A 24053-nucleotide genomic window follows, 5' to 3' on the forward strand; every position below is an offset into this window, starting at 1 on the left:
GATGAAACGATTTACACTAATGATGGTAGCTTCCCTATTTGTGTTGGGAACCATCTGGGCGCAAGAGCAGCGCACGTATAAAGAAAAAGCTCCCTATAAAAGTTGGGTACGCTTGGCTCCTCAATTTACCGATGACTTTTTCTATACCGAAGAAGCAGCGCGTATTGCCGAGAATGTGCTTTTCTATCAACAAAAAACAGGAGGATGGCCAAAGAATATCTATCTCCCTGCCGAACTTACCGAAGAAGAGCGCGAAGCAGCATTGAAGGTTATCAACAACGTTAACGAAAGTACGATTGATAACACAGCTACTACTACCGAGATGAACTACCTCATGCGAATGTACAACGCTACGAAAGACGAACGCTACTTCAAAGCTGTGCTTGCGGGGTTCGATTACCTTTTCGAAGCGCAATATGATAACGGTGGATGGCCACAGTTCTATCCGCGTCCAACAGGTTATTATATCGCCATCACCTATAATGATGATGCGATGATTAATGTGATGGAAGTGCTTCGCTCAGTGTTTGAAAAAGAGTCACCCTACACCAATATGCCCGAAGAGTATGTTGCCAAAGCCCGTGCTGCATTTGATAAAGGAATAGACTGTATCCTGAAAACGCAGGTAAGACAAAACGGCAAACTCACCGCGTGGTGTGCGCAACACGATCATAAAACACTTCTTCCCACCAAAGCCCGTGCTTATGAACTGCCGTCGCTTAGCGGACAGGAGTCGGACAACATCGTATTGTTGCTTATGTCATTGCCCAATCCTTCGCCCGAGGTAAAGGAAAGCATCGAGGCTGCCGTAGCTTGGTTCGAAGAGTCTAAAATAGAAGGACTAAAAAGAGAATTCTTCCGCCATGAAGATGGCAAGCGCGACTATCGCATGGTACCGGGCGACGGCCCTGCATTATGGGCACGCTTTTACGAACTGGGCACCAATCGTCCCTTCTTTTGCGATCGCGACGGCAAACCTGTGTACTCACTGGACGAAATAGGACACGAACGCAGAAATGGTTATAGCTGGTACAACGATCATGGAAATAAAGTACTGAGGGAGTATCAAAAATGGAAAAAACGCGTAGGGGGTAATTGATAAGAAAGAGGGTGTACAAAACGAGCAGTTTGTACACCCTCTTTTCATTAGCTTATACCATTTGATCTGGATGCTTATGACTCTGTACTAACCTGTCTATACTGTTTTAATTGCGTCAATGAGTTTATATGTACAAAAGTTTATTTGTTTGTATTATTTTACATTGTTTTTAATGTTATTTTCACTATCTTTGTAGAAATTTTTTATAATTTATAAAAATGAAAACTATAAATAGAATTCTGTTATCTCTCACTATTCTTATAGCAAATAATTATTATTCTATAGCTAGTGATAAACCAAAACTAATTATAGACGAAAAGACTTACAATTTTGGCGAAGTGTCAAAGAAAGAAACATCAAAAATAGTTGGAGAGTACTATTTTACAAATGAAAGTTCATTCCCAATTGTAATTTTTAAAGTAGATGTATTTTGTGGTTGTTTATCTGTTGAATATCCTAAGCACCCAATTATGAAAGGTGAAAAGGGAGTGATAAAAGTTACGATTGACACGAAAAACCAAGAAGGGAGACTTAATAAATCTGTATTTATAAAATCAAATGCGGAAAATGATGTTGTCGTAATTCGAATAGAGGGTATTATTAATAACTAAATATAAAACTTATTATTATGAAAAGTAAAACTTCTTATTTAACTCTGTTTTTAATTACAATGGTGTTTTTGTCATGCAATAATAATGAACTAACTTATAGTTGTGATCGTGTTGTTGATAAATGGGCTCATGAAAATTTAGCAGAAATAAAGCAAATGACTCGTGCTGAATTTTTGAGTATTGAGCCAAATTACCAAAAGGCTGCTTTTAGAATTTTTACTCCTGAACAAAGAAAAGAGATTTGGATCAGTAAATTGAAAGATGCACTATTACTTGAATGGAGTAAAGCGGAAAGTGAACACTTGCAAGAGTTTATCAGAATAATTGATTCATTCCCAACATTATACACTCATCCTTTGGACGGTGAAGAAAAAGATTTGTTTGATATTTGTATGTATAAATGGTTCTTATACGCACAAGAGGTCTTAAGTTGGGATTTAGAATTGATCAATGCTATATTGGTTAATCCCAATAAACTAATCAATACAAAAGGAGATATTGAAAATCCTCTTACTAGAGGTCAAAATACAAGTTTAACAGAAAGAAATTGTAACTGCTACTATAACCCTGTGTTTATTAACGACTGTGTGTATTCTGAATGCTTCAAAACTAAATGTACCAATACTTGGCCTGGTTGCGGTATTGCTGGGGCTGGAATATGTGATGGTGAATGTGCTTTTTAAAGTAAAGCTATGAAGTTAAGAATTGTAATTTTATCTTTCCTAATATATCTATTAATTGCTCCTATCCGAAGAGGGGGTATTACAATATTAGGCTTGTATAGTTTCCCACTTACGGTATTGATTTACTCTATCGTTTATTTCATTTTTACGTATGCGTTGCTGAAAATGTTTAAAGGAACATATACATCGTGGTGTGTTGTTCTTTCAATACTATTCGGAACATCTATTCTTGATATACCTTTAAGGATATTTGCTTTTTGGGGAACCTACATTTCCTTCCCTGAATTCTTAGTTCGGATTGCCTCTATTCTTCTTGCCTACCTTTGCTTTAGCCTTAAAAATAAAATAGCAAAAATATCAATAGCTTCTATGTTATTGTTCGGGAGTCTTTGGTTGTCATATTTTGGGCTTGATATGTGGCTTCATAAATGGAACTATGGCACATATCGACCAAATATTGAGGAAGTATTGAAGACTGATTTAATTTTTGATACTGAAGTTGAGGATAGTAAGTTTTATGTTGATAGTGTTAAAGATAAATACTTAATACTTGATTTCTGGAGTTCAAGCTGTAGAAGGTGTGTTGCTTTGTTTCCTGTTGTTCAAAGTTTGCATGAGTATTATAAAGACAATAATGATGTGTGTCTGATATCTGTATTTTGTCGCAACAATGATGAAACTATCTTAAAAGGAAAGGGAACAATTGAGAATCAAGATTGTAACTTTCCTTGTGTTTCTATGAATATACATGATGGTACCCTAAAGACTATTGGTGTAAATTCATATCCAACTGTCCTTATTATAAGAAATAATGTAATAATCTATAGAGGAGAGATTGAAGAGGTCAAAGAGTATATCGATAAGCGCCTCTGATGTAAGCAATAAGTGCGTTGATGCGTCTTGCTAGAACACTTACCTCCTTGCCAACAACTCTGTCAATGCTTTGCGCGCATCTGTCAGTTTATCCTCCCAGTGCTTTACGGAGTTCTGTCCGATGATATCCGTTACATACTTCACCGCGATAAACGGGCGTTCAAACTCTTTGCAAACAAGGGCTTGCGCGTATGCTTCCATATCTACCACATCTTCGCGAAAGGAAGAGGCTTCCGTAACAAACGTGTCGCCTGTGCTGCAAACACCCGGTTGGCAACCGCTGAAGAACTCGGCAAACAGTTCGTGTTTCTCTGTTTCCAGTTCAAATTCAATGCCCGGTAACTGTGTGTGCTGAAAGTCACGGTCTACAAAGCGCGTGCACACAAAGATATCGCCTACCCGGTGAGATAACGTTCCGGCTGTTCCCACATTGATAACTGCATCGGGCTGGTGTTCGATAATTGCTTTGGTTAGGCGCAAGGCGGATTTTGCTTTGCCAACACCGGTCAGTACATAGTGAATCCGGAAACCTTCTATCGCTATCGGGTGAAACTCTTCTCTGACGGCGTATGTGATGAGGATTGTTTTCATGGAGGACAAAGATAGTGCTTTTGTAGGAATAGCAAAATCTCAAAAACACCTAACAGTTTGCCTCAAAAACACCTAATGCTCTTATCAGCATAATAAAGATCCCTCCCTAATAAAAGCGAAGCGGTCGCCTCTTCCCCGAGACGACCGCTTCTTTGTGATATTATTTACAGGTAATATTCTGTGGTTTCAATTGTTTGAAGAAGTCATTCCCTTTGTCGTCTACCAGGATAAAGGCAGGGAAGTCTTCTACTTCAATCTTCCAGATGGCTTCCATGCCGAGTTCGGGATACTCCAGACATTCTACCTTTTTGATGTTGTTTTGTGCAAGGATAGCTGCCGGTCCACCGATGCTACCCAAGTAGAAACCGCCATGCTTTTTGCAAGCGTCGGTTACCTGTTGGCTACGGTTACCTTTGGCAATCATCAATAGGCTGCCGCCATTTTCTTGGAAGAGATCAACGTATGAGTCCATGCGTCCTGCAGTAGTAGGTCCGAAAGATCCCGAAGGCATTCCTTTGGGCGTTTTAGCCGGGCCGGCATAGTAGATAGGATGATCTTTGATGTATTGTGGCAACCCTTCGCCGCGATCTAAACGTTCTTTCAACTTGGCATGGGCTATGTCGCGACCTACAATAATGGTTCCTTTGAGCGACAGACGGGTAGATACCGGATATTTGCTCAACTCTTTCAGAATCTCCGCCATGGGTTGGTTAAGGTCAATCTTAACGGCGTCTCCCTCGCCCGCGTTGCGTAGTTCTTCGGGGATATACTTTCCGGGATTATCTTCCAACTTTTCGATCCAGATACCATCTTTGTTGATTTTGCACTTAATGTTGCGGTCGGCAGAGCAAGATACGCCCATGCCGATAGGGCAAGAAGCACCATGACGTGGTAGGCGGATAATGCGTATGTCGTGAGCGAAGTACTTACCGCCAAACTGTGCGCCAAGACCTATCTTTTGCGATTCGAGTAATACTTGGTTCTCAAGTTCGATGTCGCGGAAGGCTTGTCCCCCTTCGTTTCCTACGGTAGGCAAGCTATCATAATACTTGGCAGAAGCCAGCTTCACGGTTTTCAGGTTTACCTCGGCAGAGGTACCACCAATTACGAATGCTATGTGATAGGGCGGACATGCTGCCGTGCCCAGTGTCTTCATCTTCTCAACCAGGAAAGGAACGAGTGTGTCGGGGTTTAGCGTTGCTTTGGTTTCCTGATATAAATAGGTTTTATTGGCAGAGCCGCCACCCTTGGCAATGCAGAGGAATTTGTACTCGGCACCTTGAACGGCATACAGATCGATTTGTGCCGGAAGGTTGCAACCGGTGTTCTTCTCGTCGTACATATTTAGTGGCACATTTTGCGAGTAGCGCAGGTTCTCTTCGGTGTAGGTCTTGTACACACCGTGCGAGAGTGCTTCTTCGTCATTCCCGTTGGTCCATACCTGCTGACCTTTCTTACCCATGATGATAGCCGTACCGGTATCTTGGCAGAAAGGTAGCTTACCCTTTGCCGATACTTCGGCATTGCGCAGGAAGGTTAATGCCACGTATTTATCATTTTCGCTTGCTTCGGGATCCGAGAGAATCTTTGCAACTTGCTGTTGGTGCTCGGGGCGCAGCATAAAAGCCACATCACGAAAAGCAGCGTTAGCCATTGCGGTAAGTCCTTCTTCTTCTACTTTTAGAATTTCTTTACCATCGAACTCGCTTACCGACACATGATCTTTGGTGAGCAGATAGTACTCGGTAGTATCCTTGCCCATTGGGAATGGTTCCTGATACTTAAACGGGGGTGTTGCCATATTTACAATATTTATTACGTAGTTAGATATATAGGCAAAGGTAATATATTTTTCGTTATCAAAGAAACTGTTTAAGTTTTCCACAGAATGATTAATATAACCCGTTGGCGGAATTAATTCCTCTATAGGATGACCGATCACGAGCCATAATCTGACGAACCATCCGCCATAGGCGCACGGAGCATGAGACTATGTCTCACAGGTGCATTTAACTAAGAGCTTTAAGTCATCTCTTTTTGTGACTGGTTTTTGTTTCATTTCTCACTGGTTTTCACCTCGTTTCTGACTGTGTTTTGCTTCACTTTTGACTGTGTTTTTACCACAAAAACAGTGAGAAAATTACCCGTGAAGACCCTGTGAAGGATTGAATAGGGGGTCTTCACACGCAACTTGCTTAATATCACTCGCTTACAGCGATATGTGAATGTGAAGGCCTATTTGCTAAAACTACATTTGGAATGAGCAAAACTTAAAACAGTTTCTCTTGATAGATAATATTAATAAAGCTTTCTCCGTCGTCCATAGGCTCATGCCTCCTCAGCCATAGGCTCATGCTCCGTCGTCCATAGGCTAATGCCTCTTCAGCCATAGGCGGATTATCGATGAGGCATAGTCTCTCAATCCATTATGCAAATAGCTCCAGAGCCAAACACTACACGTGTTCCACTCTGGAGCTATTTATACACTAAACGTTAGCTTTTAGATTTTCCTGCCGATGTAGAATACTTACTTTATATGTTGCATCCGCACGATGAGTTCGTTGCCAAGCGCGGTTTTTTCTTCGATATGTTTCAACACTGCAGTAACAAAAGTATTGCTCTCGAAGTCGCCACGTACCTGCTCGAAATCTTGCTGCATCTCGCTGCGCGATCCGTCGGCACCGAATCCTGTCATCGATGAGAGCGAGAATTCTTTGCGTGCGTCTTCGTACACCATGCGGTCTAACCCAACAACGGCTTCTTTCCATGCTTCTACAATAGCGATTATATCTTTAGCAGTAATGGTTTCGGGGTTGATGCCGTAGTGTTCTTCTATTCTATTGTATGCCCATGTCCACTCATACGTGTAGTAGTTGCGGTGCATTTGCTCAAAGGCTTCGTTGATGCAGTGTAAGCGGTTGATATTGCCGTTTTCAATACCGTCCAGTAGCTTGTCTATCTCGCTTTTGGGAGCTATGAGCCCAGAGATATCCACCCATTCTCCTGTTCCTATTTCGGTATCGGGTTTGAGGCGCGCACGTATCTCTTCGTCGCTCTTGAAGACTATTTCTTCCAGTCGTTTGATGATGGAGTTCCCCAAAAACTTATGAATGGCGGTGTTGTAAAGCTCGATGCCTTTGCGTAGCGAGGAACTCTTAATCTTAGCACTTTGGTAGGAGTAGAGTTCAGAAGTCTCGCCCGAGATGCGGCTGAGATCTTTAAGTAAGGCTATACCCTTGAACATTTTCTGTATGGTATAAGGGCTCAGGAGATTGTAATTGATGAAGTCCAAACGGTTGGGGTCTTTCCGTCTGTCGCGTTTGGGCCACTTTTGTGCATCGCGGATGGTACCTACACTACGCAGGTTTACTCCCGGCACCAGGTAGGTGGTGTCGTTCTTCTCTATCAGATATGAGAAGGGCAGGTTGGAGGTGTCCGAATGATTGACGTGACGACCCATTACCAACGAGAAAGCACCAATACGCGCCGGCCAAAGGATGTAGGAGTCGGAAGTGGTTTTTGAACCTCTTTCCATTGTTCCCTGGTGTATAGGACCGAGCTTGTACATGTGGTTGCTTTGGTTAGAACCCGAACCGGCATTCATAAAAGAGAACATACCGGCAATGAGTAGGGTAGATTTATGGTGCGTCACGGTAAAAGGCCCCGCGAAGATAGCACATGCCTCGCCGTTCTCGCCTTGGCAGTTGCTGAAGAAGAGCGAATCGGAAGCCGAGTAGTTGTGTCCCAACCGACAGGCTTGCCCCACGAAACAGCGGGTAAGCATGGTTCCGCCATCAACATGCGAACCCGAAGAGATGATAAAGTCTTCGCAGATAACGCTATGCCCAATGTAGACGGGTGCTTGCTCGTTGCTGTTAATACTTCCGTTTTCCAAACGCAAAGTCCCTTCAATATGACAATAATCGCCTATTCGCATATTTTTGATGGAGCCGGTATTGATAATTTTCACATGGCTGCCCACATGCCCTATGCTCGACGAATGTTTGTCGGAATAGTAGTTGGCAATCTCCTTCATGCGGCAAATAAGCTCGGGCCTATGGCGATAGAGCGCGCAAATATAGGCTTGGTGTGCTGAGAGCTTGTCGTTAATCAATACTTCGCGCCCACCGGTTTCGTTGAGTACGGATACCTCTACGCTATTGCCAAATTTGGACACACCGTCTACCAGCATAATGTCTACATTCTCGATGAATGTATTGTGTCCTATTTCGTAGTTGGCGATGTAGTTTTGGATGTTTTCTATGCAGCAGTTATCTCCCAGCGTTACGTTGTGGAGCGTTACATGTTTAAGTCCTGCATGTTTCTTTATTCCTCCCGGGAGTGTGAAGTCGGACTGGAATACGCCCAGTTTAATAACTCCCGAAAAACGTGTATGGTGCACATACTCCGTACTGAAGTATTCGTCAACCCATACGTTATCCCAATTGTCGGCCACACACGACTGACTACTAAGTCGGGAGATCTCGCCCCCGCTCAGTTTTCTATATTCCCCCATGATACTAATATTGTTATCTAATTCTTATTCTTCCTCTTCTTCGTACGTCTGATACAAGAAATCGTTATACGGGAACCGTTGCACATGTAGTTCTCTTACCTTGTCGTAAACCACACGTTTGAGTTCTTCGATATTGATTTTCTCGCGGGCAGAGATAAACAGACAGTTGTCCTCCATCTTTGCCATCCATGTTTTCATCAGTTCGTCGAGTGTTAAGTTTTCTTTTGTACGGGGGGTGAGGTCGTCTGATGCTTTTTCTATATAGGTATATGCGTCTATCTTATTGAATATAATCATGGTGGGCTTACCCGCGCCTTCAATATCGGCAAGGGTTTTGTTTACCACCTCTATTTGTTCTTCAAATCCGGGGTGCGAGATGTCTACGATATGTAGTAGCAAATCGGCTTCGCGCACTTCGTCGAGCGTGGACTTGAAAGACTCTACCAAGTCGGTAGGGAGCTTGCGGATAAAACCCACAGTATCTGACAAAAGGAACGGAAGATTCTCAATAATTACCTTGCGAACGGTTGTGTCGAGTGTGGCAAATAGTTTATTCTCAGCAAAAACCTCGCTTTTTGATAGTAGGTTCATTAAGGTGGACTTGCCCACATTGGTGTATCCCACCAGTGCCACGCGAATCATCTTACCGCGGTTTTTGCGTTGGGTCGATTTTTGGCGGTCTATATCCTTTAGCTGTTCTTTTAGTAGTGCCATGCGTCCGAGGATGATGCGGCGGTCCATTTCCAACTGCGTTTCACCCGGGCCACGAAGCCCCACAGAACCTCCACGTGCGCTACCCGAACCACCCCCTTGTCTTTCGAGGTGTGTCCAAAGGCGTTTCAAACGTGGCAACATGTATTGATATTGCGCCAGCTCCACTTGTGTTTTGGCGTGTGCAGTCTGTGCGCGCATGGCAAATATGTCGAGGATGAGCGAGGTGCGGTCCAGTATCTTTATCTTTAGTTCGCCTTCAATGTTGCGCAATTGCTTGGCAGATAGTTCGTCGTCAAAGATAACCATCCCTATCTCGTGCTCTTCCACATACTCTTTTATTTCTTGTAGTTTCCCTTTTCCAACATAGGTAACGGGGTGTGCCGAGTCCAATCGTTGGGTGAATTTCTTAACCACTTCTGCACCGGCTGTTTCTGCGAGGAACTCCAATTCGTCGAGGTACTCAAGGGTTTTACGTTCATCTTGTGTTTGGGTGATGAGCGCTACGAGTACGGTGGTTTCTACTTCAGCTTGGGATATTATAAAGTCTTTCATTCGGTTTGTTTATATGGAGCAGCAAAGATAATTATTTTTATTCTCCTACAACGCGTTTGCAATTAGGAAAACCTTTTTCAATGACAGCATTCAGCTCCGACTCTACGTTGCTGTAGTCTGTTTTTCTGCTACATTCGTACATCTCCACCAATGGGTATTTGTCTACAATGCAGTTAAGAAGTTCTTCTATGGAAGGTGCGGCGGTTAACTTGCTATATGCCTCGTAGGTGTAATTGAGGAAAGCCACATTGCGGTTGATACCTCTGTTGTCCAGTAGGTAGCCGTTTTTTAAGCGTGTTGGTGTAGCATAGCCCGATCCTCTTTTTGCATCCGTCGGATGCGGATAAGACACAATGGCAGTGCGGGCATCATTCATGATAACCGGCACCAGGTTATTGTAATCTTTGGTTGTTTTGTAAACAATAACAGCGGGCATAGCTCTGCTAGCGGTTCTATTGCCTCCGCCTGTGCGCTGTGCTTCTAATCTTGTGGGTTGAGATGATTCCACGATAATCTCGGTTTTTGTTTCGGTTTCGGTTTGCTGTGTTTTCTGCGTACGACACCCCAATAGGAGTGTTGACGAAAGCAGCGTTACAGCTAAAAGAGTAATTAATTTCATGGTACAACAGTAAGATGTTTCATACAAAAGTAGGAATATTTATAAGAAATGTCATTGCTACAAAGAAAATAAAACAAAAAGGAGTGAAGATTTGTCATCCACACTCCCTTTGTATTCTTTGTATCTGGTATCTTGACGAGATTACTTACATCCGTTGTATTCGTCAGATACGGTTAATTTCTTTCTGCCTTTACCACGGCGAGAAGCTAATACTCTACGACCGTTAGCGCTCGACATTCTTTCACGGAAACCGTGCTTGTTCTTTCTCTTTCTGTTAGAGGGTTGAAATGTTCTTTTCATTACTATATATTCTTTACGTTATTATTCTGCGAAATCGGGTTGCAAAAATAGAGACTTTTTTTTAATAAACCAAGAATTGCCTCTTTTTTAGTCATTTATTATTGCGAATTTGGCGATTTAGACTATTTTTGCATCGTTAAAACACTCTGCCTAAGAGAAAATATCATACTAATCACATAAAAAAGTTATATGGCTACTACATCAGACATTAAGAACGGAATGTGCATCGATTTGGATGGGCACTATTATTTCATCACAGAATTCTTGCATGTAAAACCTGGGAAAGGTGCTGCTTTCGTTCGTACCAAAATGAAGAGCGTAACAACAGGACGTACGCTCGAGAAAACGTTCAACGCCGGCGTTAAAATAGACGAAGTGCGCATTGAACGTCGTCAATATCAATTCCTTTATCAAGATGATATGGGATACAACTTCATGAGTCAGGAGACTTTCGAGCAAGTGCCTATTCAAAAAGATATGATTACAGGGGTTGATTTCCTTAAAGAGGGCGACATGGTGGATGTAGTTTCGCACGCAGAGTCGGAAACAGTACTCTTTGCCGAAGTACCGGTTAAAGTACAACTGAAAATTACCTATACAGAACCAGGCGTAAAAGGTGACACTGCTACTAACGCAACCAAACCCGCAACAGTAGAAACAGGTGCCACAGTACGTGTTCCGCTTTTCATTAACGAAGGCGAAACCATCGAAATAGATACAAGAGACGGCTCATATCAAGGACGCGTGAAGGTACAATAAATGTTCTTCTCCGTCATTATCCCCGTCTTTAATCGTCCCGACGAAGTGGACGAACTATTACACAGCCTCACACTCCAGCAATACAAGGAGTTTGAGGTTGTGCTGGTAGAAGACGGGTCGACGATTCCTTGCAAAGAGGTTGCCGATAAATATGCCGACAGACTAACCATACGCTATTTCTTTAAACCCAATACCGGACCGGCGCAAACACGAAACTATGGCGCCGAAAGAGCCCGTGGCGAATATCTGGTTATATTCGATTCGGACTGTATTCTACCCGAAGGTTATTTTAATGCTGTGCAGGAAGAACTGCATAGGGCGCATGCTGATGCTTTCGGAGGACCCGACAAGGCTCACCAATCCTTCACCGATATTCAGAAGGCAATCAACTACTCTATGACTTCTTTCTTCACCACCGGAGGTATTCGGGGTGGCAAAAAGAAAATGGATAAGTTCTACCCCCGAAGCTTTAACATGGGTATCTCGAAAAAAGTATTCGATGCGCTGGGCGGGTTTCCTAAAATGCACCTTGGCGAAGATATTGACTTGAGCATCCGCATCTTTAAGAGTGGCTACTCCTGCCGGTTGTTTCCTGATGCGTGGGTATATCACAAACGTCGCACCAACTTCCGAAGATTCTTTAAGCAGGTACATAACTTTGGCATTGCACGCATATTGCTTTACCAAAAATATCCTGAGTCGTTAAAGTTGGTACATACGCTTCCGGCGTTTTTTACGCTGGGCATGGGCATATTGCTTATTGGCGGGGCCTTCTTCCCATCCCTGCTTTTGCTTATCCTTCTTTATATACTGCTGGTATTGGCGGACGCGACTATTAAAAACCGGAGCTTTACCATTGGATGCTATTCGGTGGTTGCGGCTTTTATTCAATTGCTGGGCTATGGGACTGGATTTCTACGCGCATGGTGGCTGCTTTGCGTGCTGAAACAAGATGAGGCGGATATCTTCCATAAAAACCGCTATAAATAATAAAAAGACTTGTTTGATACACATTCATGCTGAAAACAAAGCTGACAATTAACCAGTGGGCGGAAGAAGACCGTCCGCGCGAGAAGATGTTATCCAAAGGTATCGATACACTAAGCGATGCCGAACTGCTGGGCATCCTCATTGGCTCGGGAAATACAGAAGAGAGTGCGGTGGAACTCATGCGCCGTATCCTGGCTGCTTGCGATAACAACCTCAACGAACTGGGTAAATGGAGTTTTGCCGAATATGCCCGCTTCAAAGGAATAGGTCCTGCCAAGGCAACCACCTTAATGGCGGCCCTAGAGATAGGAAAACGCAGAAAGATGCAGGATCCGAAAGAGCGTGCGCGTATTCTATCTTCGAAGGATGTATACAACCTCTTCCACCCGGTGATGTGTGATCTTCCGCAAGAAGAGTTCTGGTTGGTATTGCTCAACCAATCCAACAAAATAATAGATAAGCTGCGCATTAGCACAGGTGGTATAGATGGCACATACGCCGATGTGCGCACCATATTACGCGAAGCCCTCTTGCATCGTGCCACCGGAATTATCCTTGTGCACAATCACCCGTCGGGTAATGCCACACCCAGTGCTGCCGACAGGAAACTGACCTCATCCGTTGCTCAGGGTGCCAAGACTATGAACATCCGTCTAGCCGACCACCTCGTGGTTTGCGATGGAACGTATTATAGCTTTGCCGATGAGGGGGAGCTTTGATGTTTTTCTTTTGAAAGAACAAAATGATACAAAAACAGTTATTTCGAAAGAAAAATTTCATACATTTGCGCATTCTTTTGTATATTTAATGCGCACTAATATGAGAAAGCTACTTACCGCATTCATTCTTTTTTTCTCTCTTTTAAGTGTCACTCTTCACGCACAACAAATCAAGGGAAGGGTCATTGATAAAACCACATCCGAACCCCTGCCGTTTGCCAACATCGTAGTATTGGACAACAACACAGCAGCAACCGGAACAGTAACTGATGCAGACGGCAACTTTGCACTAGCGTCCGAAGCGGAGACCAAGAACATCAAAATAAGCTACTTGGGCTACATCACCAAAGATACAATTGCATCTCGAAGCACGTTCAATACTATCATGCTTGCTCAAGATGCGAATCTGCTCGACGAGGTGGTGATAAAAGCTACCCGCAAGATATTCAAAATGGAGAATGGAGGTATATCTACCGATGTGGCAAACAGTCCGCTTAGCAGCTTGGGCACAGCCAACGACGTACTGGAAAAACTCCCCTTTGTGGTAAAGGATGGTGATGCACTTAGTGTATTGGGTAAAGGAACCCCGCTGATTTACATCAACAACCGATTGGTAAGAAACGCCAACGAACTGGAACGGTTAAGCTCAACCAACATCAAGAAAGTAACCGTAATAACCAATCCGGGGCCTGAATACGATGCGACCGTCAGTGCCGTTATCCGCATAGAAGCCACCCGTCCGCCGGGCGAAGGGTTGGGAGGAGAAGTGTTTGGAAAACTCGACTTCCGCAACAAACTATCCTCTACCACGTCGGTCGACCTGAATTACCGTATAAACAACCTCGATATATTTGGTTACTACTGGTACAACGACAATCGCCGGAAAGTAGAAAACTACCTGGAACGTCTGCTCGAAACCGATCAGCAAGCCACGAATGTAATAGGCGACGGCGTTGAAATGCACCACTACGAGAACCATTACGCAGAAGGAGGCCTCAACTATATGTTCAACGAAAACCACTCTATTGGGGGCAAATACATATATGAAACTTCTCCCAAAACCAACATTAATCTGGATTTACCCACTCGTGTTTACATCAACAATACTCTTGCCGATGAACTTTGTTCAACATCCCTGTTCGAAATGGACAGCCGTTCGCATCTATTAAACGCGTATTACACCGGCAGTTTGGCTACATGGCTGAAAGTACAACTGGATTTCGATTATGCCAGCGGCGACAGCAAGAATCGCCAAACCTCGCTCACCACCCGTACTGACGAAGAAACAGTAGCCACCCGCTCGCTACAGGACTACGACTTGTATGCTGCCAAGCTCACCTTGACGACACCTGTATGGGGAAGTGAACTCAAATATGGGATTGAATACAGCCGCACCACCAACGAGCAAAACTATATTGTAGACGATAACGAAGGAGCCGAAGACCTGGAGTCGAACACCAACCTGTCTAAGCAAAAGCTGTTTGCCGCCTTTGCCAATTACTCCAGGTCTATCAACAAATGGGCATTCAGCTTGGGAGCGCGCTTCGAGAATGTGAACTTCGACTATTTTGAGAACGCTAATCGTGTTGATGAGCAAAGTCGCACCTACAACGATTTCTTTCCCACTGCTTCCATAAGTTATCAGGGCGAAAAAATACAAATGATGTTGGGCTACCGCGCTACCATCAGCAGGCCCAGCTACTATCAGTTGCGCAACGGCATTCAGTTCGACGATCCCTACACTTACGAAACCGGAAACCCATACCTGAAACCAACTAAGGTAAGCGACATATCGTATTCGCTCCTTTGGCGCGATGTAAAATTCATGGCTTCCTACAAAATATACAGCAACCGAACCCTGTTTGTACCGCAACAGTATAAGGATATGAATATTGTGTTATACCGCCCCGAGAATCTAAAGAACTCGCAAAACCTTTCTGTGTCGGCCTACTACTCGCCCCGTTTCGGTATATGGAAGCCTACGGTAGGGATGGGCGTGTCTAAGGATTTCCTGGCTTACACTGCCGTTAGAAAAGAAAAGTTCGACGATCCCTATCTGTTCTATAGCTTTCAGAATACGTTCGAACTTCCTGCTGGCTTTGTGTTGATGGCCGACATACAGGGGAGAACCAAAGGCCACAGCGCGCTAATGTATATGTACGATAACTTCAGCCTGAACATGAGGCTGACCAAGAAGTTCTTCAACGATAAGTTAATCCTCAATCTGCAAGGGCAGGATGTTTTGGGAACATCCAAATCGAAGTATGGAATGAACGTGTATCCCGTAACTTCTTTGGCCGATAAGAAAAACGATACGCAAGCGGTTATTCTTTCCGTCAGATACAAGTTTAATGCTACCCGAAGCAAGTACAAAGGCGAGTCGGCATCGGAAGCTGAACGCGGAAGACTATAAAAACAGAGGCATACGCTCGCAAAAGTGTAAATAACATCTTATCTTTTGCCTGTTCGGTCGGAAAAGTGTAGTTTTGCAGGAAAGCCTTCTTAAACAACAGGCTGTAATCTACAATTATGACAACATTTGAAATAGAAGAAAAAATCGTAGCTGTGCTGAAAACAGTATTCGACCCGGAGATTCCGGTGAATGTGTACGACTTGGGGCTGATCTATAAAATAGATGTCTCTGAAGAAGGAGAGGTAGCCATTGATATGACACTGACGGCTCCCAACTGTCCCGCGGCAGACTTCATCATGGAGGATGTGCGCATGAAGGTGGAATCGGTAGAAGGCGTAAAAGCTGCTATCATCAACTTGGTCTTTGAACCCGAGTGGAGCAAAGATATGCTGAGCGAAGAAGCCAAACTCGAACTGGGATTTTTATGATGAAAAACGTTTATTTCCTCTCCGATGCACACTTAGGCTCTCGTGCCATAAGCAGTACACGTACGCACGAACGCCGCTTGGTGAATTTCCTTGATAGCATCAAACATAAGGCATCGGCGGTTTATCTGCTGGGCGATATGTTCGACTATTGGTACGAGTTCAAAAATGTGGTGCCAAAAGGATACACTCGTTTCCTCGGAAAGATTTCCGAGCTTACCGACTTGGGGGTGGAAGTGCACTTCTTCATAGGCAATCATGATATCTGGTGCTTCGACTACCTCACCACCGAGTGTGGCGTCATTCTGCACAAACAACCACTTACTACCGAGATACATGGCAAGGAGTTTTATCTGGCACATGGCGATGGATTGGGCGACCCCGACAAGAAATTTAAGATACTACGCGCAGCGTTTCACAGCCCATTCCTGCAGCGAATATTCTCGGCTATACATCCTCGCTGGACGGTAGAACTGGGGCTGAACTGGGCAAGGAACAGCCGCCTCAAACGCGAAAACGGTAAAGAACCTGACTATATGGGCGAGGACAAAGAACACCTCGTGCTTTACACCAAAGAGTATCTTAAAAACCATCCCAATATCAATTTCTTCATTTATGGACATCGTCATATTCTGCTCGACCTGATGCTTACTGCCTCTGCCCGCATGATAATACTGGGAGACTGGATTAGCTACTTCTCGTATGCGGTGTTTGATGGAGAACACCTCTACTTAGAGGAATTTGTGGAAGGCGAAACGCAGCCCTGATAAAATTCTGAAATTAAACATGCTAAAAAAAATAATACTCTCGCTATGCTTGCTAACAGCATTCGCAACCTTCGGTATAGCTCAAATTATTGACACAAAACAACCCGATGCCGACTCTATTGTCGCTCTTCTTCCTACCCTCGAAGGCGAAGAAAAACTGGATGCTTACCAGCGTTTGCACCAGATCATCAAATTTACACATACCCCCGAAGAGGTAATAGCTAACATTCATGCCTACGGCAAAGAAGCACAACGGCAAGATAACATAGCTCAAGAAGCCCGTGCCAAATTTTGGGAAATAGAAATGTACTTCAACAAAAATATGTACACCGAAATGGACAAAGTAATGCCAAGCTATCTTGAGTTTATGCATAAGAATGAGCAGTGGCAAATGTACTTCTATACATACAACCTCAAGGTGGGTCGCATCATATTTCAAGAAGATGCAGCTCTGGGTATCGAGGAGGCACAAAAGATGTACGACATGGCCATCCGACTGAAAAATAAAGAAGCAATTGCGGCAGCTCTGCTAAACCTTGGGAAAGGATACAACGTCTTGGTGCGCGATGCCGAAGCTACACCAACCTTTGAGGAGGCCTTGAAAATGCTCGATGGAAATCCGCGATCAGACTTCCGCTTCTCGGCATACTGGTACCTCAGCAGGCAGTACGCTACAGAAGGGAAGACAGAGAAACTACTAGCGCTGATAAAACAATGGGAAGCCGAAGTAAATCAAATGATTGCCGAAGGTGATTCTCCTCATGAGCACCATGACCAATATAACGAAATATACCAAGGGTATGCGAAAGTATATGCATGGAACGATGAACCCCAAAAAGCACTCGAATACCTCGAGCTGGCTCGCCCCTACGGCAGCTTATTGGGTAGCGGAACTAATCGTCAACTATGGAATCTTGAAGCAAATATACTATATACAATGGGGAGGTATGACGAAGTATTAGTACTCCTGGATTCGATCTATCAATCGGCCGTAGAAGATAACCAGCCGCATACAGTTGCCATGATGCTGCGCCAAAAAGCTCGTATATATGCGATGCAGGGAAATGCCAAGCAAACGGAGAAATTCTTCGAAATGTACATTGATAAGAAAGACTCCATAACGGGTCTTAATCTCGAGTCAAAGCTTGGCGAAATGCGAACTAAGTACGAAGTAGACCGCCACATACTTGAGAAAGCCCGAAATAAAAACTATGCCATCTTCGCTGTCATCGGGTTAGCACTTGCACTCATTGCGCTTACCTTGTGGATATTCTATTCGCGTAACCTAAAAATAAAAAATCAGTTGCTCATTAAGCGCATCAACGAGCAAGATCGCCTACGCGAACAGCTACAAACCTGCGCGCTGGAGCGCAAAGCCCTTGAACCGGAGACCAAAGTTGATGAGCTCTTCGAACGCATTACCGAATTGGTAGAAAAAGAACGCGCTTTCGTCGACCCATCGCTCAACCGTACATCGCTGGCGGCACTCGTTGGAAGCAACGAAACATACGTGCGCCGAAGCATACAAAGCAATACTGGCCTTACCGTAAACGAATATCTGAACAACCTTCGCCTGCGCTACGCCCGGGAATTGCTGACCAATAGAAAGCTAACAATTGAGGTGGTTGCCGCTGAATCCGGATTTGGAGCGCGCAACACCTTTCATAATCTTTTCCGTAAAGAATGTGGACTGACACCCGATGAGTTCCGACGGTTCTCTAACTAATCTCGCTATATCAGCCTTATTTATATTTTTGAAATAGTATGTTACGATAGACTGTGTCGGATATTGTGAAAAAAACACAAAACAGATCGATTCCCTGTTTGTCGTAAAGTATTTTAGTCTATTTTTGAAATTATTTTGAAAAACACTGTTTGCGCATTTGTTTGTTAAGCCTTTTTAATGTTTTTTCTTTAAAATGGTATCAAATAACTGATGTCGTAGTTTGTTTTTAATACGAATAGTTTATGCTTGTATATAGAGGAGGAATTTCCTCTTTCATTATACAGGTAATTTATAAATCCTTTTTAAAACTTAGAGTTATGAAAAAAATTACTTTTCTTTTATCTTTAGTATTGTGTTTTGCGTTTGCCAATGCACAGACAAATCTATTAACTAACGGAAGCTTTGAAGATTGGGCTAGTGGCACTCCTACGGGCTGGAGTGTTATAGGTTCTCCTTCAAAATATACTATTACAGCAGAGACAAGTATCGTTCTTGATGGTACAAGTTCAGCTAAATTGGATGTTCCTACTACTGCCAGTGGTACTATCAGTTGGAGTCAGTCAATCGCTTCACTTACTCCGGGAAAGACGTATACATTGTCTATGTCTTATTATATTGAATCCGGAGACGGTACAGACGCACGTATATGGTGTAACTTTAAGTCAGGTGATACTTTCTTTACAGATGCAGAATTACTTGCAACAGGCTTATATCCTATATTGCGTGGGCCGGGTAATGAAAGCTCATCAGGAAGTTCTTATTTCCCAGATAAAAAAGGTGCATGGGAAACATATACAGTAGATGTAACCGTTCCTTTAAATGCTGATGGACTTGATTTCCAATTCCGTACTTATAAAGGCGCTGTTGTATATTGGGACAAATTCTCATTTGCTGAAAAAACAGGAACAAATGTAGAAAACTCAAAGGTAGATTCTCCTACATTCTATTTTGCAGGTAACACATTGTGTGTTGACAATGTAGCTGATGGTACAGTTGTTGAAATATACAGCGCGTTAGGTGCAAAAGTTCTGACATCATGTGTAAGCGGCAATACAGTTGATTTGAACGTATCTCTTACTAAAGGTATATATATCATCAAAGCTGGTAATTATACTCAAAAAATTATGTTCTAACAATTTGTATAGAAGTATAAATAAAAGAATCCTGATTTCAATTGAGATCAGGATTTTTTTATTGGCTCAAGTCGAAATCTTTGTTGGTGTTTGTCTTCCCTTTCATTTCTGCTTATTCCCTGTACTTTATTTTCATACATGAAAGAGGTTGTGCCAACGTGTTGGCACTGTCGTGCCAGTGTTGATGCACAATAGTGCAAATGCGTTGGCACAACTTTGCCAATGCACTGGCAAAAAGACATGAATATCTAGGAAAAAGGCCATCTCACCAATTTGAGACAGCCCCTTTAGTTATGACATAACATCGGATACTTATAGCATTCGGACCGTTTACTTATAGCCCGCTATCTTGGCAATGCGGTTGGGAATGTCGGTGTTGTCTATCTTTCCTTTGAACATATCCGAACCTACACCAATGGCATACACAGGAACGTAACCCGCTGTATGTCCGGTAGTTGTCCAGTAGGAGCGTGCAATGTCGTTCATCACATCTTTAGCCTTCGCTGCGAGTGGCTCGCTCTTGGCATACATACTCTCTACCATAATAACGTTGGCGGCAGCAGAGAAAGACTCTTCGAAAGAGTCGCGGAGCATCTTTTCGTGTGTCCAGCTTATGGGTAGCTCTTTCCAGAATCCCATCGTCTGGGTAAGCAACGCTTTCATCTCTTCCCACGTGGTATTGTGTCCTTTCTCTTTTCTGATCTCTTTAACCTTGTCGGAGAGTGCAGGCAACGATTGTTTCTGATACTGCATCGCCTTGAAGTTGGTCATGTAACTACTGGATCCTACGGCTACACCACCCGTTTCGTGGTCGGCACTGATTACAATCAATGTTTCTCTGGGGTGCTTTTTGTAGAACTCGAAAGCTATTTTTACGGCTTCGTCCATGTCTATAACCTCCGTTACAACCGTGTGGGCATCGTTGCTATGGCATGCCCAATCAATCTTTCCACCCTCTACCATGAGGAAGAAACCTTTTTTGTTGTCCTTCATCAGGAAATCGATGGCACTCTGTGTAATCTGCGGCAGGGTGAGGTCGTCTTCTTTGCGGTCGAGCACATAGGGAATGCATCCCGGATCTTTGCCTTCTTGCTGCATCAAAATCATTTTCTTTGCCGAGGCTGCTTTCGCTTTATAGTCATCATATCCTCTTGCGATGGTGTAGCCCGCTTCTTCCAGAATGGGATAGATGCTTGGCATTTCTTTCTTTTCGTAGCTGGTAGTAGGTCGTATAAAGCCACCCCCTGCGAAGAAATCGAAATTAGATGCAGGTATATCCATCGCTATTTCGTAATATTTGGAACGCGAGGTTTGATGCGCGTAGAAGGATGCTGGTGTGGCGTGGTCTATACTTACGCTGGTGGCTATACCCACCTTTTTGCCCGATTGTTTTGCTCTTTCGGCTATGGTAGTGATTCGTTCGTACTCTGTTCCTACACCGATAGCACCATTATAAGTCTTTTGTCCGGTAGCCAATGCTGTACCTCCGGCGGCCGAGTCGGTAACAGAGTGAGTAGCCGAGAACGTAGTGGCCATGCCCGCTACCGGGAATTGAGTAAATTGAAGTGGCACAACTCCAACGGTATTTCCTTGAAGCTCGGAGAGGTATACCTCGGTGGTATTCACCTGGTTTACTCCCATTCCATCGCCAATAAAGTAGAAAACATACTTAGCTTTTCCTTGTCCCAGCGCAGCTGTACAAGAGATAAATAGAATCAAAAATAGATACGTAATTCGTTTCATAACATAGATTATTTTTATTGATTAGATATAACCCTTATATTGAAAGGTAAGCAAAGGTACGAAAAAAATCTTTTATTCTTTTTTTTTGCACTATCTTTGAAACCTCTTTTTGTACATAAATGGTTTAAAGATTATGACGATTAAAGAATTCTTTTCTTTCAAGAAGAACTTTTTGTTTTGGGGAAGCCTTTTGGCAATGGTGGTTGTAGCAGGTGTGCTCATCTTTTTTTCGTTAAGAGGGATAGACCGCTATACGCATCATGGCGAGGCGGTGGTAGTGCCCACTCTAAAAGGAAAAAGCTTTCAGGAGGCACGCAAAGTTCTTAACGACAATGACCTTGTTTGTGTGATAGCTGACTCTACCTATGCAAAGGATCAACTACCCGGAGTGGTGCTGGAACACAACCCGGAGAGCGGATCGCGGGTGAAGAAGGGAAGATTAATTTATCTCACCGTAAATACAAATAATACACCCCTGATAGCAGTACCCGATGTGGCGGATAACAGTTCCTTCCGTCAGGGAGAGGCACGCATATTGGCAGCAGGCTTCAAACTCGATGAAGTAGAACTGATTCCCGGCGAACGCGACTGGATATATGCCGTGAAGTACAACGGCAACGAACTTACACCAACAGATAAAGTACCCGTTGGCGCCACACTTACGCTCGTGGTGGGTAGTGGTGAGGAAGTGGTGGTGACAGACTCCTTGGCGGTAGACAGCGCGGAGATAGACGAATCTTGGTTTTAACACGCTATATTGATGATAGAAGAGTATCAGGACGAAATAGAAGATAACGACATTGAATATATAGACTCGGGAGATAGCGCACCCGATTTATACGAACATTTCCGTGTGGTGGCAGACAAGGGACAAACGCTTATACGGGTGGACAAGTTCCTGCACGACCGTATACCCAATGTGTCGCGCAACCGCATACAGAATGCTGCCGACTCAGGTTTCGTACATGTAGACGGAGTACCTGTGAAGAGCAACTACCGCATAAAACCAGACCAGGTGGTGACGATTATGATGAATCGTCCGCCCTACAACAACGACATAATACCTGAAGACATTCCCCTCGACATCGTGTATGAAGACGATTGTTTGATGGTTATCAATAAACCCGCTGGGATGGTGGTACACCCCGGACATGGCAACTATACCGGCACGCTGGTCAATGCCATCGCGTGGCACCTGAAAAGTAATCCTTATTACGATGCCAACGACCCGCATGTGGGACTGGTGCATCGCATAGACAAAGATACATCTGGCCTGTTGGTCGTGGCAAAAATGCCCGGAGCCAAAACAAATCTGGGTCTTCAGTTCTTTAATAAAACCACCCGCAGGCTCTACCGTGCCCTTGTGTGGGGCAATGTCGAGGTCGACGAAGGGACTATCATAGGCAACCTCGCACGCGACCCCAACAATCGCATGCAGATGAAAGTCTTTGACGACCCTTTTGTGGGGAAATACGCCGTAACGCATTACCGTGTGCTCGAGCGTTTTGGCTATGTCACCTTTGTGGAGTGTCGCCTCGAAACAGGACGCACACACCAGATACGTGCACACATGAGGCACATCGGTCATACCCTCTTTAACGACGCGCGCTATGGAGGCGACGAAATACTGAGGGGAACCCACTTTAGTAAGTATAAACAATTCGTAAACAACTGTTTCGACATTTGTCCGCGACAGGCGCTCCATGCCCTGACGCTCGGCTTTGAGCATCCGCTTACGGGCGAAGACCTGGACTTTACCACGCAGCTACCCCAAGACATGACGCAGCTGCTGGAGAAATGGAGAAACTACATTAGTAACAGAGAAATAGAATAATGAAACGTACAATTGCTGTCATTGCCGGTGGAGACTCTTCGGAGCTACCCGTGTCGCTACGTAGCGCCGAAACCATTTATGCCGCCATAGACAAAGAAAAATATCAGGTATACACAGTAGAGATGCAAGGATTGCGCTGGGAAGTTCGCTTGCCCGATGGCAGCGTGGCACCTATAGAACGCAACGATTTTAGCTTCGTTCATAATGAGCAGCGCGTTACCTTCGACTTTGCCTACATCACCATTCACGGCACACCGGGCGAAAACGGAATCCTGCAAGGCTATTTAGAAATGTTGCAAATACCGCACTCTTGCTGTGGTGTACTTCCTGCAGCACTTACATTCAACAAGTTTGCTTGCAACCAGTACCTCAAAGGATTTGGTATCCGTGTAGCCGAATCGCTTATGCTGCGCGAAGGCTTCGAAATACTCGACGAAGAAGTAGTGAGCAAAGTAGGACTGCCGTGCTTCATCAAACCCAACCAAGGCGGGTCAAGCTTTGGCATCACCAAAGTAAAAACAGTAGAACAGATACAGCCTGCTATCGAAGCTGCCTTCGGCGAATCCAGCGAGGTTATCATCGAAGCTTTTGTTCCCGGGAGGGAAATAACCTGCGGGTGCTACAAAACAAAGAAGAACGAAGTGGTGCTGCCACTCACCGAGATTGTTTCCAAAAACGAATACTTCGACTACGAAGCCAAGTACAACGGTGCCTCCGAAGAGATAACACCGGCGCCTATCCCCGAAGAGTTGGCAGAGCGTATTCAATTGCTTACTTCGGCTGTTTACGATATTCTGGGTTGCTCGGGCATTATCCGCATTGATTACATCGTAACCTCCGACAATAAAATAAACCTACTGGAAATAAACACCACTCCCGGAATGACGCAAGCCAGCCTCGTGCCACAGCAAGTACGCGCTGCTGGACTCGAACTGAAAAACGTCTTGACCGAGATTATTGAAGATAAATTTTAAGTCTCTATGGGT

General features: G+C 44.1%; 22 protein-coding genes. 15 read left to right on the forward strand and 7 right to left on the reverse strand.

The features are described 5' to 3' along the window. Position 1: 1 nt before the first annotated feature. The 4 genes from pelA (at position 2) to D0T50_RS06560 (ending at position 3266) form a co-directional block, all read left to right on the forward strand. Entirely contained in the window at positions 2-1099 is a 1098-nt protein-coding gene (pelA, locus tag D0T50_RS06545; protein ID WP_163222710.1) for a pectate lyase, read from the forward strand. 218 nt (positions 1100-1317) lie between these two features. After that, on the forward strand, positions 1318-1710 hold the full coding sequence (locus tag D0T50_RS06550; protein WP_163222711.1) for a DUF1573 domain-containing protein: 393 nt from the start codon (positions 1318-1320) through the stop codon (positions 1708-1710). A gap of 17 nt (positions 1711-1727) precedes the next feature. After that, complete coding sequence (locus tag D0T50_RS06555; RefSeq protein ID WP_163222712.1) at positions 1728-2393, forward strand: bacteriocin fulvocin C-related protein; 666 nt, start codon at positions 1728-1730, stop codon at positions 2391-2393. Positions 2394-2402: 9 nt separating this feature from the next. Next, a complete protein-coding gene (locus D0T50_RS06560; RefSeq protein ID WP_163222713.1) occupies positions 2403-3266 on the forward strand; it encodes a thioredoxin-like domain-containing protein in 864 nt (287 codons plus the stop codon). 39 nt (positions 3267-3305) lie between these two features. Here the strand turns inward: D0T50_RS06560 and D0T50_RS06565 are convergent, their stop codons facing one another. From D0T50_RS06565 to rpmH, 6 genes are all read right to left on the reverse strand, one after another. Beyond that, the gene (locus D0T50_RS06565; RefSeq protein ID WP_163222714.1) at positions 3306-3857 is read right to left on the reverse strand and encodes a 5'-methylthioadenosine/S-adenosylhomocysteine nucleosidase; all 552 of its coding nucleotides are present in this window, start codon (positions 3855-3857) and stop codon (positions 3306-3308) included. A gap of 160 nt (positions 3858-4017) precedes the next feature. After that, on the reverse strand, positions 4018-5658 hold the full coding sequence (locus tag D0T50_RS06570) for a fumarate hydratase (RefSeq protein WP_163222715.1): 1641 nt from the start codon (positions 5656-5658) through the stop codon (positions 4018-4020). 726 nt (positions 5659-6384) lie between these two features. Continuing rightward, positions 6385-8373, reverse strand: coding sequence for a DUF4954 family protein (locus D0T50_RS06575; protein ID WP_163222716.1), 1989 nt, complete (start codon positions 8371-8373; stop codon positions 6385-6387). A 24-nt stretch (positions 8374-8397) separates the two neighbouring features. Continuing rightward, positions 8398-9639, reverse strand: coding sequence for a GTPase HflX (hflX, locus tag D0T50_RS06580; protein ID WP_163222717.1), 1242 nt, complete (start codon positions 9637-9639; stop codon positions 8398-8400). 37 nt (positions 9640-9676) lie between these two features. After that, on the reverse strand, positions 9677-10258 hold the full coding sequence (locus tag D0T50_RS06585) for a hypothetical protein (RefSeq protein ID WP_163222718.1): 582 nt from the start codon (positions 10256-10258) through the stop codon (positions 9677-9679). Between the two features lie 141 nt (positions 10259-10399). After that, positions 10400-10558 carry a 50S ribosomal protein L34 gene (rpmH, locus tag D0T50_RS06590; protein WP_163222719.1) on the reverse strand — a complete coding sequence of 53 codons (159 nt, stop codon included), beginning with the start codon at positions 10556-10558 and terminating at the stop codon, positions 10400-10402. 189 nt (positions 10559-10747) lie between these two features. Here rpmH and efp point away from each other — a divergent pair, with 189 nt between their 5' ends. The 8 genes from efp to D0T50_RS06630 all read left to right on the forward strand — a co-directional run bounded on the left by efp (position 10748) and on the right by D0T50_RS06630 (position 19490). Beyond that, a complete protein-coding gene (gene efp / locus D0T50_RS06595) occupies positions 10748-11317 on the forward strand; it encodes an elongation factor P (RefSeq protein WP_163222720.1) in 570 nt (189 codons plus the stop codon). Beyond that, positions 11318-12307 (forward strand): glycosyltransferase family 2 protein, encoded by a 990-nt coding sequence (locus D0T50_RS06600; protein WP_163222721.1) that lies wholly within the window; start codon positions 11318-11320, stop codon positions 12305-12307. Between the two features lie 26 nt (positions 12308-12333). Beyond that, on the forward strand, positions 12334-13026 hold the full coding sequence (gene radC / locus D0T50_RS06605; RefSeq protein WP_163222722.1) for a DNA repair protein RadC: 693 nt from the start codon (positions 12334-12336) through the stop codon (positions 13024-13026). Between the two features lie 100 nt (positions 13027-13126). After that, positions 13127-15439 (forward strand): TonB-dependent receptor domain-containing protein, encoded by a 2313-nt coding sequence (locus D0T50_RS06610; RefSeq protein ID WP_239058224.1) that lies wholly within the window; start codon positions 13127-13129, stop codon positions 15437-15439. A 116-nt stretch (positions 15440-15555) separates the two neighbouring features. Then, the gene (locus D0T50_RS06615) at positions 15556-15867 is read left to right on the forward strand and encodes a metal-sulfur cluster assembly factor (protein ID WP_163222724.1); all 312 of its coding nucleotides are present in this window, start codon (positions 15556-15558) and stop codon (positions 15865-15867) included. Continuing rightward, a complete protein-coding gene (locus D0T50_RS06620) occupies positions 15867-16631 on the forward strand; it encodes a UDP-2,3-diacylglucosamine diphosphatase (protein ID WP_163222805.1) in 765 nt (254 codons plus the stop codon). Before D0T50_RS06615 ends, D0T50_RS06620 begins: the two co-directional genes overlap by 1 nt. Before the next feature lie 19 nt (positions 16632-16650). Continuing rightward, positions 16651-18357 carry a helix-turn-helix transcriptional regulator gene (locus D0T50_RS06625; RefSeq protein ID WP_163222725.1) on the forward strand — a complete coding sequence of 569 codons (1707 nt, stop codon included), beginning with the start codon at positions 16651-16653 and terminating at the stop codon, positions 18355-18357. Positions 18358-18674: 317 nt separating this feature from the next. Continuing rightward, positions 18675-19490, forward strand: a complete 816-nt coding sequence (locus D0T50_RS06630; RefSeq protein WP_163222726.1) for a hypothetical protein — start codon at positions 18675-18677, stop codon at positions 19488-19490. Positions 19491-19820: 330 nt separating this feature from the next. Here the strand turns inward: D0T50_RS06630 and D0T50_RS06635 are convergent, their stop codons facing one another. After that, on the reverse strand, positions 19821-21233 hold the full coding sequence (locus D0T50_RS06635) for an alkaline phosphatase (RefSeq protein ID WP_163222727.1): 1413 nt from the start codon (positions 21231-21233) through the stop codon (positions 19821-19823). 133 nt (positions 21234-21366) lie between these two features. Between D0T50_RS06635 and D0T50_RS06640 the strand changes: the two genes are divergently transcribed. From D0T50_RS06640 to D0T50_RS06650, 3 genes are read left to right on the forward strand one after another with little or no spacing between them, the layout of a single operon-like run. Beyond that, entirely contained in the window at positions 21367-21981 is a 615-nt protein-coding gene (locus D0T50_RS06640; RefSeq protein ID WP_163222728.1) for a PASTA domain-containing protein, read from the forward strand. Positions 21982-21993: 12 nt separating this feature from the next. Beyond that, positions 21994-23067, forward strand: a complete 1074-nt coding sequence (locus tag D0T50_RS06645) for an RluA family pseudouridine synthase (RefSeq protein ID WP_163222729.1) — start codon at positions 21994-21996, stop codon at positions 23065-23067. After that, a complete protein-coding gene (locus D0T50_RS06650) occupies positions 23067-24041 on the forward strand; it encodes a D-alanine--D-alanine ligase (RefSeq protein ID WP_163222730.1) in 975 nt (324 codons plus the stop codon). The genes D0T50_RS06645 and D0T50_RS06650 overlap by 1 nt, the downstream gene beginning before the upstream one ends. Positions 24042-24053: the final 12 nt, after the last annotated feature.

Source organism: Bacteroides sp. 214, from assembly GCF_010501015.1.
Taxonomy (GTDB): Bacteria; Bacteroidota; Bacteroidia; order Bacteroidales; family Bacteroidaceae; genus Bacteroides.

Excerpts from the sequence above, each read along its gene's own strand:
- pelA (WP_163222710.1), top strand. The coding sequence starts at position 2 with ATGAAACGATTTACACTAATGATGGTAGCTTCCCTATTTGTGTTGGGA.
- D0T50_RS06550 (WP_163222711.1), top strand. The coding sequence starts at position 1,318 with ATGAAAACTATAAATAGAATTCTGTTATCTCTCACTATTCTTATAGCA.
- D0T50_RS06555 (WP_163222712.1), top strand. The coding sequence starts at position 1,728 with ATGAAAAGTAAAACTTCTTATTTAACTCTGTTTTTAATTACAATGGTG.
- D0T50_RS06560 (WP_163222713.1), top strand. The coding sequence starts at position 2,403 with ATGAAGTTAAGAATTGTAATTTTATCTTTCCTAATATATCTATTAATT.
- D0T50_RS06565 (WP_163222714.1), bottom strand. The coding sequence starts at position 3,857 with ATGAAAACAATCCTCATCACATACGCCGTCAGAGAAGAGTTTCACCCG.
- D0T50_RS06570 (WP_163222715.1), bottom strand. The coding sequence starts at position 5,658 with ATGGCAACACCCCCGTTTAAGTATCAGGAACCATTCCCAATGGGCAAG.
- D0T50_RS06575 (WP_163222716.1), bottom strand. The coding sequence starts at position 8,373 with ATGGGGGAATATAGAAAACTGAGCGGGGGCGAGATCTCCCGACTTAGT.
- hflX (WP_163222717.1), bottom strand. The coding sequence starts at position 9,639 with ATGAAAGACTTTATAATATCCCAAGCTGAAGTAGAAACCACCGTACTC.
- D0T50_RS06585 (WP_163222718.1), bottom strand. The coding sequence starts at position 10,258 with ATGAAATTAATTACTCTTTTAGCTGTAACGCTGCTTTCGTCAACACTC.
- rpmH (WP_163222719.1), bottom strand. The coding sequence starts at position 10,558 with ATGAAAAGAACATTTCAACCCTCTAACAGAAAGAGAAAGAACAAGCAC.
- efp (WP_163222720.1), top strand. The coding sequence starts at position 10,748 with ATGGCTACTACATCAGACATTAAGAACGGAATGTGCATCGATTTGGAT.
- D0T50_RS06600 (WP_163222721.1), top strand. The coding sequence starts at position 11,318 with ATGTTCTTCTCCGTCATTATCCCCGTCTTTAATCGTCCCGACGAAGTG.
- radC (WP_163222722.1), top strand. The coding sequence starts at position 12,334 with ATGCTGAAAACAAAGCTGACAATTAACCAGTGGGCGGAAGAAGACCGT.
- D0T50_RS06610 (WP_239058224.1), top strand. The coding sequence starts at position 13,127 with ATGAGAAAGCTACTTACCGCATTCATTCTTTTTTTCTCTCTTTTAAGT.
- D0T50_RS06615 (WP_163222724.1), top strand. The coding sequence starts at position 15,556 with ATGACAACATTTGAAATAGAAGAAAAAATCGTAGCTGTGCTGAAAACA.
- D0T50_RS06620 (WP_163222805.1), top strand. The coding sequence starts at position 15,867 with ATGAAAAACGTTTATTTCCTCTCCGATGCACACTTAGGCTCTCGTGCC.
- D0T50_RS06625 (WP_163222725.1), top strand. The coding sequence starts at position 16,651 with ATGCTAAAAAAAATAATACTCTCGCTATGCTTGCTAACAGCATTCGCA.
- D0T50_RS06630 (WP_163222726.1), top strand. The coding sequence starts at position 18,675 with ATGAAAAAAATTACTTTTCTTTTATCTTTAGTATTGTGTTTTGCGTTT.
- D0T50_RS06635 (WP_163222727.1), bottom strand. The coding sequence starts at position 21,233 with ATGAAACGAATTACGTATCTATTTTTGATTCTATTTATCTCTTGTACA.
- D0T50_RS06640 (WP_163222728.1), top strand. The coding sequence starts at position 21,367 with ATGACGATTAAAGAATTCTTTTCTTTCAAGAAGAACTTTTTGTTTTGG.
- D0T50_RS06645 (WP_163222729.1), top strand. The coding sequence starts at position 21,994 with ATGATAGAAGAGTATCAGGACGAAATAGAAGATAACGACATTGAATAT.
- D0T50_RS06650 (WP_163222730.1), top strand. The coding sequence starts at position 23,067 with ATGAAACGTACAATTGCTGTCATTGCCGGTGGAGACTCTTCGGAGCTA.